This window comes from Streptococcus sp. SP1 (genome assembly GCF_030440005.1).
GTDB lineage: Bacteria > Bacillota > Bacilli > Lactobacillales > Streptococcaceae > Streptococcus > Streptococcus parasanguinis.
In genome coordinates this window covers 1-10319 of the sequence record NZ_JAQFJJ010000029.1, presented here as the reverse complement: position 1 = coordinate 10319, position 10319 = coordinate 1, and the positions used below count along the sequence as shown (strand labels likewise).

The 10319-nt window shown below is 41.7% G+C and carries 6 protein-coding genes; all 6 read right to left on the bottom strand.

The window, feature by feature from the left end:
* Window positions 1–5878, bottom strand: a 5878-nt coding sequence (locus PCY07_RS10215) for an FctA domain-containing protein (RefSeq protein WP_301556737.1), incomplete at its 3' end; no start/stop codon positions are given.
* 239 nt (window positions 5879–6117) lie between these two features.
* Window positions 6118–6615 carry a carbonic anhydrase gene (locus PCY07_RS10210; protein WP_003014152.1) on the bottom strand — a complete coding sequence of 166 codons (498 nt, stop codon included), beginning with the start codon at window positions 6613–6615 and terminating at the stop codon, window positions 6118–6120.
* A gap of 99 nt (window positions 6616–6714) precedes the next feature.
* Window positions 6715–8079, bottom strand: coding sequence for a DNA repair protein RadA (gene radA, locus PCY07_RS10205; protein ID WP_215195220.1), 1365 nt, complete (start codon window positions 8077–8079; stop codon window positions 6715–6717).
* A 10-nt stretch (window positions 8080–8089) separates the two neighbouring features.
* Window positions 8090–8647, bottom strand: a complete 558-nt coding sequence (locus PCY07_RS10200; RefSeq protein ID WP_215195218.1) for a histidine phosphatase family protein — start codon at window positions 8645–8647, stop codon at window positions 8090–8092.
* Window positions 8607–9050, bottom strand: a complete 444-nt coding sequence (locus tag PCY07_RS10195) for a dUTP diphosphatase (RefSeq protein ID WP_175742790.1) — start codon at window positions 9048–9050, stop codon at window positions 8607–8609. The genes PCY07_RS10200 and PCY07_RS10195 overlap by 41 nt, the downstream gene beginning before the upstream one ends.
* Before the next feature lie 306 nt (window positions 9051–9356).
* On the bottom strand, window positions 9357–10319 hold a 963-nt coding region (locus PCY07_RS10190; protein WP_301556736.1), incomplete at its 5' end, for an LPXTG cell wall anchor domain-containing protein.

Genomic DNA, 10319 nt, shown 5'->3' with positions numbered 1-10319 from the left:
CGCCATCTTTAAGCTTACGACCTTCCAATTTCTTAGTGAAGTTAAATTCTACTGAGATTGGAACACTGTTGACACGTTTTTCAGTTGGTTTGTTTGGTTTTTCAACTTTCTTAGTAGTTGGGTTGTAATAGTTTACAACTTGTGCTGCCTTGTTTTCGATATCTGCACCAGCTACAACATCGTCTTTCACTGTTGCTGGGATATCAAATTTATAGTAGCGTCCAAATTCGAATTTAGTTGTGTTGATGACTTGTGTGTTTTCTGCATCGCCAAGTGACTTAGTGAAGCCATCTTTCAGGTTAGCAGTAATCACACCATTGTTATCAGAGATATCGAATTTCGTCGTAACGTCTGCACCAGTAACTGAATCGTAAACCTTGATGTCTGAAGCATTAACAGTCAATTTATCCTTGTCGTAGTTATCTGTGATTCCTACTGTTTGGATATTGTCTTTGTTAGCTGCGTCAAATTTAGTTGTATCCAACCATACTTGGTAGTAAAGTTTTTGACCACGTTCAACTGGTTTCGTATTCAAGTTTTCTGCTTCGTTGTTGGCAGTTGTATCGACATATGGGTTTGTATTTGTTTCACCATATTTATCTGTCAATTCAGAATCGTCATCAACGAGCTTAGTACCTGTGATATCGAATTTCGCTTTAGAAACAACGTATTTCTCTGGTTGGAACTTAGGTTCTTCTGGAGGAGTTACTGTATTGTTGAACTCTTTATCAGCAGCATCCGTTACGTTCGCAACGATCGCTTTAGCAGTACCATCATGTGATACCACAACTTTAACAGTAGCAACCATTGTGTCGTATTTGACAGTTGCATCTGTACCAGGAGTTTCTTCAACTGTGTAGTTGTAAGTCTTACCAAGATCATCACGACCGAACTCGAGAGTCTTGAAGACAACATTACCAGCAGCGTCATTCTTCACGCGTTCAACTTCAACGCCGTCTTTCTTCAATACGAATTCGAATTCGTTGGCTTGAAGTTCACGACCTTCCAAACGTTTAGTGAAGTTCATTTCCACTGGAACTGGAACGTTGTTGACACGTTTTTGTGTTGGTTTTTCAGGTTTTTCAACTGTCTTGCTTACTGGGTTGTAAACGTGAACTGTTTGGTTGGCTGTATTTTCAATATCAGCACCAGCTTTAACAGATTCTTTCACAGTTGCTGGGATATCAAATTTATAGTAACGACCAAATTCGAACTTAGTAGTGTCGATAACTGGGTTGTTTACTTCATCTTTGATGAATTCTTTTTTGGAAGTTGCAGTGATGGTACCATTTTCAACTTTGATGTCGAACTTGTTAGTCACATCTGCACCAGTTACTGAATCGTAAGCTTTGATGTCAGCTGCAGTAACGTCCAATTTTTCTGCATCATATGTATCAGATACACCAACGTATTGGATGTTGTTTGCTTCAGTGAATTTAGTCGTATCAAGCCATACTTGGTAAACCAATTTAGAACCGCGTTTAACTGTCTTGGTATTCAAGTTTTCTGGTTCGTTGTTAGTAACACCATCAACATATGGATTTGCGTTAGTTTCAGTGTACTCATCTGTCAACTCATCGTCGTCATCCATCAACTTCTTACCAGTGATGTCATATTTCTCTTTAGAAACGACAAATTTTTCTGGTTGGAATTCTGGAGTTTCTGGTGGAGTGACTTTGTTGTTGAATTCTTTATCTGCAGTACCATCAGTAGCATTACCGTTGGCATCTTTACCACCTGTTGATGTCACGTTTGTAACAGTTGTCAATGAATGACCGTTCTTAGCAACTTCAACTGTCACTGTAGCTTTCATTTGGTCGTAAGTCATTCCAAATTCTTTGTTTGCCGGAATAACTTCTTCTACAGTATACGTGTGGGTACCAACTTTCGTATTGTCAAATGACAATTCTGAGAAGGTTACGTTACCAGATGCATCGTTTTTAACTGTTTCAACTATTGCACCTGTAGCATCTTTCAATACAAAGCTGAATTCACCTGCTTTAAGTTCACGACCTGCCAATTTCTTAGTGAAGTCAAACTTAGTTACAACTGGAGAAACTACATAGTTATTGAACTCTGTATCTTCTGGCATTGTAACTGCAGCGCTCAAAAGACCAGTTTGAGCGTCTTTTGTGACATTGACAGTCACAACAGCGTTCATGTTGTCGTAGTCGATGTTGGTATCTGTTCCAGCTTTTTCACGTACAGTGTAAGTATGTGTACCTGCAGCAGCGTATGAGATTGCATCAAATGTGATTGAACCATCAGCTGCATTCTTCTTAGTTTGGATCACATTGCCATTTTCAAGCAATTCGAATTCAAAGGCACCTGCAGTAAGCTCTTTACCTTCAAGACGTTTAGTAAACTTGAACTGAGCTTGAGTAGGACCTGAAGTAAAGGTGTTGTTGAATTCTGTATCTGCAGGAAGAGTATTAGTTGCTTTAAGTACGTGACCTTCTTTAGTAACAGTAATTGTTACTTCGGCTTTCATCGTATCATATTGCATTCCTGCTTCAGAACCTTGAACTTCTTCTACAGTATACTTGTGAGTACCAACTTGTGTATTGTCAAAAGTCAAATCATCAAAGGCTACAACACCTGCTTTGGTATTTGTCTTAGTTTGAAGAACTTTACCAGTTGAATCTTTCAATACGAAGCTGAATTCACCAGCTTTCAACTCACGATCTGCAAGAGCTTTGCTGAAGTCGAAACGAGTCTTAACTGGAGCTACTGCAAAGTTGTTGAACTCTGTATCTTCTGGCATTGTAACGTTAGCAGTCAAGATACCAGATGCAGCATCTTTAGTAACGTTAACAGTTACTACTGCATTCATATCATCGTAATCGATGTTTGTATCTGTGCCAGCTACTTCACGTACAGTGTATGTGTGAGTACCTACAGTTGCATATGAAATTGGATCAAATTGGATTGAACCATCAGCTGCATTCTTCTTAGTTTGGATCACATTGCCATTTTCAAGCAATTCGAATGTGAAGGCATTAGCTTCAAGAGTCTTACCTTCCAAACGTTTTGTGAAGCGGAATTGAGCTTGTGTTGCAGCAGGTGTGAAAGTATTATTGAACTCTGTATCTCCAGGAAGTGTATTTGTTGCTTTAAGAACGTGACCTTCTTTAGTAACAGTAATTGTTACTTCAGCTTTCATTGGGTCATATTGCATACCAGCTTCAGAACCTTGAACTTCTTCTACAGTATACTTGTGTGTACCAACTTGTGCATTTGTGAATGTCAAATCGTCAAAGGCGATCACACCATTAGCATTGTTAGTCTTCGTTTGAAGAACAGTTCCGTTGGCATCTTTCAATTGGAAGCTGAATTCACCATCTTTAAGAGTACGACCTGCAAGAGCTTTCGTAAAGTCGAACTTGGTCTTAACAGGAGCTACAACGTAGTTGTTAAAGACTTTGTCATCTGCGCTTGAAGCAAAACCGCCAGTACCACTGTATTTAACAGTTGCTTGTAAATCACCATGAGCATCTTTTGTAACCTTTACAGTCATAGTTACTTCCATAGCATCATAGTCGACATCCTTGTCTCTGCCAGCTAATTCAGTGATAGTATATGTATAAGTACCTTCTTTTGTATATGACAATTCAGAGAAGGTTGCCTTACCATCTTTATTTGTAACAGTTTCTTCCACACCAGGTGAAGATGAGTTTTCCTTAATCTTGAAGCTGAATTCACCATTTACAAGGACACGGCCTTCCAATTGTTTTTCTACTTCTGGTTTCACCTTGATAGTTTCTGTCTTATCGTAGTAATAAATTGGTTGTTTATACGGTGTCAAAGTGTTGAGCAAGTCAACGTTTGTACCGCTACCATAAACTCCACGTTCTAATTGAGCGTTAGTTATACCATATCCAATTCCATCTCCTAAGAATGGTACGAATACAGTATGATATGGTGTATATCCTGCAGATTTTTGGAAATCAAATGGAACTTCTTTACCGTTTGGATAGTTAGTTTTTGCTCCCGTTTTTGGATCAGTTACAGTATGTGCAATAGTGTAAAGAGGTGATTTTTTAACGACTAATTCCTGTGAATTCCATTCAGCTGGTTTAATCGGCTTAGTTTCTGCGATTAACATATAGCCATCGGTACTTAATGAACCATCAGAACGTTTGCTTTGTTGTCTTGGATCTAGCAAGTAAATACGAATAACGACTGAACCATCCTCTCCAACAACTTCTTTAATACGTTTAATACCATAACGGTCCGCATCCATAAACCTGGTACCAACCGTATACGGACGACTGACATATCCAGAAGTCGAATCTGGATTGGCAGTTTGATAGAGCTTGTAAGTTGTCTCTTTGGTAACATTATATCCGAGGCTTTCAGTTCTTTTAAACTGACGCTCTCCAGATGCTGTGAAGTTTTGACCTTCCATAGCTTTAAGAGTGTATGAAGCCAAGTTTACTTCATTGCCATTTTCTTTATAATCTTGAACAGTTTTATCTGTTTTATTGGCGTTAAATGTTGGGTTATTTTCATCAACTACTTTATAGTAAGTTGTTTTATTGATTGTTACTGGTATTTTAGCGTTTGAGTCAGTAATTGTACGACCATTATAAGCTGGTTCAACAGCATTTAAAATATCAGTTGTAACACGAGCGTTATAGACCGCAGTAAAAAGTGCTTGCTCTGCAGGTGTAAGTTGGTGTCCAGAAGCCACTAAATCTGTGATACTCTTTCCAACTTCATATCCATTTTGAATAAATGGTTGAGTTGCTCTACCTCTTCCAAAAGTACCTTCTTTATAATCTACTTGGAAAGTTAATTCACTATTAGACGCCGCTGTAGTAGTTGTAAATTTTTGAACACCACTAGAAGCGGTAATCGTTCTAGTCTCAACTACACTACCAGTATTTTTGTCGAGCAATTCAACAGTTGTATCGGTAGAGTCATCAAATCTCTTATAGGCACGCACATAATATTTTGTATTATAACGCTTATTGAATTCAGTTAAATCCCAAATAGCGTATGTATACCAATCTCCTTCTTTTCTCGCGTAACCAGCTGGTACAGTTTGAGAACTTACAGTTGCACCGTTCGGATCCGTCATGTCAGGTGTAGCAACTTCACCATCTTTTAGGTAAGTTGTTACAGTAAGCGGCTCGTTATTATGGTCTGTCAAAGCACGACGGTTACGACGGCTACGACTTGTTGCCAAAGCACCAGCATTCGCTGTTTCTGTTGAAGCAGCTGAAAGGGTTGTCGCAGAGGTAGTCGCTGTAGAATCCGCAACTGGTTTGTTTGCAGATGCATTTAAGGGTTGAACAGCTGGGTTGGCTGCAAGAGAAGTTGTTGCTGTCTCAGCCCCTTCAGAGGAAGAGGTTGCTTCAGTGGTTGCAGAGGTAGTCGCTTTTTCAGCCTTCGCCTCTGTTGAAGACTTCTTATCCTCAGATTTCTTATCTTCAGACTTCTTATCTTCAGACTTCTTATCTTCAGACTTCTTATCTTCAGACTTCTTATCTTCAGATTTTTTATCCTCAGTTTTCTTTTCTTCTTTTGACGCTTCTTCTGTCTTCTTTTCTTCTTCAGAAGCTTTGGATGTTTCGGTAGTTGCCTCAGCCTTTTCACTGGAAGACGTCGTAACTGGCTCAGAAGTTGCTACTAGCGCTGCAGGAGCTTCATAGCTTGAGCTCTCAGTAGCTGTTGTTTCAGTCGCTACTTCTGTCGATGATGCTGTTTCTGTTGCTGCTGTTTCTGTAGAAGATTCAGGCGTCGCTGTCACTTCCTCAGCAGATGCAGATGGAGCACCCGCAACAAAAAGTGCAGTCCCTAGTAAAACTGAACAGACACCCACACTATACTTGCGCAAAGAAAAGCGCTGTCGTCTATTAAATATATCTTTCACTTATATCATTCTCCTTATTCATTTCATGGCAAAACCATACAGAATTATAATATCAAAAAGGTAAAAAAGCTGTCAAACTGATGATCCAAAAGATTCCAAATCCTTCGCCTTTTGCACAAATTAGCTAGTATTCCTGAAATCCTTCAGCCTAAATATCATATTTTTTCCCCAATCGTGCCAATTCTCAATCTAGAAAGCAACACTGTCCTGACGGGGAATGGAATAGCTTGTAGACTTTTTTACAAATGTACCTGTTGAATCCATCCAGTATCCACATCATAAACTGCCCCTGAAATCACTACGTCATTTGGAATCAGTGGAGACCTTTTGAGGAGCAACATATCTTCACGAACACTCTCTTCAACATCTTGAAAAGGTAGGAAATCTTGATCCCCAACATCAACACCAAGTTCCTTCTTTAAATGCTGTCGAAAGGCTTCGTTTTCAAAGGTTTGAGCGCCACAATCTGTGTGATGTAAAACTACGATTTCTCGGGTTCCCATCTGTTGCTGAGAGATGACCAGGGACCGGATCATATCCTCCGTTACGCGTCCACCAGCATTCCGTAAAATATGGGCATCTCCAAGAGCGAGACCAAGCGCTGGGGCAACGTGAAGACGAGAATCCATACAAGTCACAATCGCCACTTGCGTTTTCGGCTTGATAGGAAGATGAAGATCTCCGTGTAGTTCAACATAAGCTTGATTAGCTTTTAAAAAATTTTCAAAGTAGGACATGGCCACTTCCTTTCTGGAAAACAAAATATTTTGAATCCCAAATTATTTATACCCTATCTTACCATCTTTCCGTTAGCTTGTCAGCTGATTCTAATCTGCCTAGCCAAAAACCTTCTTCAAGACTTCACCAATGGTCGTCACCCCAATTACCTGAATCCCAGCTGGCGGGGTAATCCCCGTCAGAGAATTTTTCGGAACATAAATCTTGGTAAAACCAAGTTTAGCAGCTTCATTGATCCGTTGCTCGATCCGGTTGACCCGGCGGACTTCTCCAGTCAAGCCTAGCTCTCCGACAAAACATTCCTGCGGGTTTGTTGGCTTGTCCTTGTAGCTGGAAGCAATGGCTACAGCTACGGCTAGGTCGATAGCCGGCTCATCCAACTTGACACCACCAGCTGACTTGAGGTAGGCATCCTGATTTTGAAGGAGCAAACCCGCTCGTTTTTCTAACACCGCCATGATAAGACTGGCCCGATTGAAATCAAGCCCCGTTGTCGTCCGCTTGGCATTTCCAAACATAGTTGGCGTCACCAAGGCCTGCACTTCGGCTAGAATCGGACGTGTTCCCTCCATAGTAACTACGATAGAGGATCCAGTCGCGCCATCTAAACGCTCTTCTAGAAAGACCTGACTAGGATTAAGGACCTCGACCAGGCCACCTGATTGCATCTCGAAGATCCCAATCTCATTGGTCGAGCCAAAGCGGTTTTTGACGGCTCTCAGGATTCGGAAGGTATGGTGGCGTTCGCCTTCAAAGTAGAGCACCGTATCCACCATATGCTCCAGCATCCGAGGACCAGCCAAGGTTCCTTCCTTGGTCACATGGCCAACGATAAAGATGGCGATGTTATTGGTCTTGGCCAGCTGCATGAGTTCAGCCGTTACCTCGCGTACCTGGGAAACTGATCCCTGTACCCCTGAAATCTCAGGAGACATAATGGTCTGGATAGAGTCGATGATGAGAAAGTTAGGCTGAATGCGCTCCACTTCTGCTCGCACGCTCTGCATATTGGTCTCGGCATAGAGGTAAAACTCACTGTCGATATCCCCCAAGCGCTCAGCTCGCAGTTTGATCTGCTGGGTCGACTCCTCCCCACTGACATAGAGGACCGTTCCCATTTGAGACAGTTGGGTGGAGACTTGGAGGAGGAGGGTCGATTTCCCAATCCCTGGATCCCCCCCGATGAGAACGAGACTCCCTGGGACCACTCCTCCACCGAGTACACGGTTGAATTCCTCCATCTCCGTCTTGGTCCGGTGAACATTGATAGAGGTCACGTCCGCCAATTTCATGGGTTTGGTCTTTTCACCCGTCAAGGATACCCGTGAATTCTTGACCTCTGCGACCTCGACCTCCTCGACAAAAGAAGACCAAGAACCACAGTTAGGACAGCGCCCTAGGTATTTGGGTGAATTATAGGCACAATTTTGACAAATAAATGTCGTTTTTTTCTTAGCGATGATAAACCTCTTTCTAAATCTCTATCTCACACTCAATCACTTGACAAAAATCAATCTTCTCATTTGGCACAAACTGGCGCATGAGCATGCGATGGGCTACAACTACCACAGTTTGATGTTCCCGATACTTAGCCATGCATTCTAGAAAACGAGACTTCATCTCTACAGCTGTCTCATATTGAACAGGAAAATTTGGGAGCAACTCCCCCTTGTTTTCTAAAAACAGACATCTAGCTGTTTCAAAGTTCTCTATACCTGTTTCATAAACCTGCCATTCATGCAATAATGGCTCTACCCTCAAAGGTAGGCCCGTAGCACAAGCCAGATAAGAAGCTGTTTCTAAAGCTCGCGTCACTGCTGAAGCTACTAGCAGATCAGCTGATTGGAACAAGGGGTTTTGGCAAAGGTCCTGAGCCTGTTTCCTTCCCTTCTCAGATAAGGGAGCCAAATCTATCCCGAATCCAGTATAGGAACGCTCCTCTAACTCACGGTAATCTGGCTCCCCATGACGGACAAAGATAATCTTCATCTTAGTGCCCTGTTGACCCAAATCCACCAGTTCGCACGCCATCTGCTTCATCTCCATCTGCAATCAAGAAAGGAGCAAAGACAGCCTGAACTACACGTTCCCCAACTTCAAGGACGACTTCTTGGTCCGTAATATTTTTCATCTGAGCAAAGATATGGCCTTCATTCCCTGGATTGCCGTAGTAGTCTCCATCAATGACACCCACAGAGTTAATCAAGACCAGACCTTTTTTACGAGGGTTAGAGGAACGATCATAGAGATAGAGCACCTCGCCCGCTTGCATATAGGCCTTAACACCCGTCGGAACGAGGACGATTTCCCCAGGAGCAATCACCGTGCGTTCTGCCACTTTTAAGTCATAGCCGGCCGCATGCGCTGTCTCCCGCTTTGGCAGCAAGTCCAGATTAGTATAGGTTGATACAAGTTCAAATCCACGAATTTTTATCATCTTCATTTCCTTTCTTTCCACTAGAAAACTTAAAATATCTCGCCTCCTATTATACTACATCTGTAAGCAAAAAATACTGTAGTCTCACTTATATTATTCGCAAGACAGTCGAAAAAAGTTTAATTCCAATTTTTGGGGTCATCCTTTTACTCTGCCTGTAGATAATGGCGCGCCCCTGAGACAGAACCCTGCTTATCATGCGATTTTTATGTTTGCCATCTAAAAAGAGACTCTGTCCTTTGGGACAGAGCCTCCTTAATAATTGCACAGTACCCTTCAACCTAAATTCGATTGGGCGATCAATTATTCATTTTCATCTTTTTTGCGTTTTGCAAGACCTGCAAATCCAAACATACCAAGTACAGCCCCTAACAATGCAACAGCCGTTGATTGTTCTTCACCTGTATTTGGAAGTTTAGCAGATTCAGTTTTCTTAGAAGAAACCGTTGCTACACGATCTTGATGATCAGTTTGTCCATTCATTTCTTCAGTTGAAACTATCAATCGTTCTGACGGAATTACAACAGTCTTCCCGTCTAATTCTACAGTAGCATTACCATAATGATCTACCTTAACTTTTGAACCTGGATTCACTTGTTTGATCTTAGCAGCAATTTCTGAACGCTCTTCATCGGTTAGATTTGATGGATCCTTAACTAGAGTCTTTTCACCTGGAATTTTAACAAAGGTATTCGAAGTCTTATCAGGATTGTTATCTGAATTTGAATTATTGTTACCCTTATTACCAGATTCTGAAACTTTTGTAATCGTTTGTTCTGGTGCCAAAATTGCTGTTGTACCATCTGGGAAGGTTACTGTAGCTGTACCATCGTTACCCACTTCTACCTTACTTGCTGTAGGGTTAGCTTTCTTAACTTCGTCTGCTATCTTAGCTTTTTCCGCATCTGTAAGAACTGATGGGTTCACTACTGGGGTAACAGCTGGAGCCTTAACAGCTTTATCAGTGGCTTGAACTGGATCACTTGCGTCTGATGTTTGACCATCTTTCGTTGCTTTTACAGTTACTGGGCCTGCTGGAATATCAACTGTTGGAGTAATAGTAGCCTTACCAGTGTTATCAGCTGTACCTTCACCAATCTTGTTACCATCTTTATCGAACAACTCAACTGTAGTTCCTGGTTCTGCTGTCACTTCAACTGGGGTCTTAGTGCCGGCTTTACCTGTTAGATCTGTAGATACAACTGGTTTGCTTGGTTTCGCTGGAGTTGCTGCTGTGGCTTGAACTGGATCACTTGCGTCTGATGT

Bases quoted from the DNA above. Each gene is read 5' to 3' on its own strand.
- PCY07_RS10210 (WP_003014152.1), bottom strand. From the start codon at position 6,615: ATGTCCTACTTTGAAAATTTTTTAAAAGCTAATCAAGCTTATGTTGAA.
- PCY07_RS10200 (WP_215195218.1), bottom strand. From the start codon at position 8,647: ATGGCGTGCGAACTGGTGGATTTGGGTCAACAGGGCACTAAGATGAAG.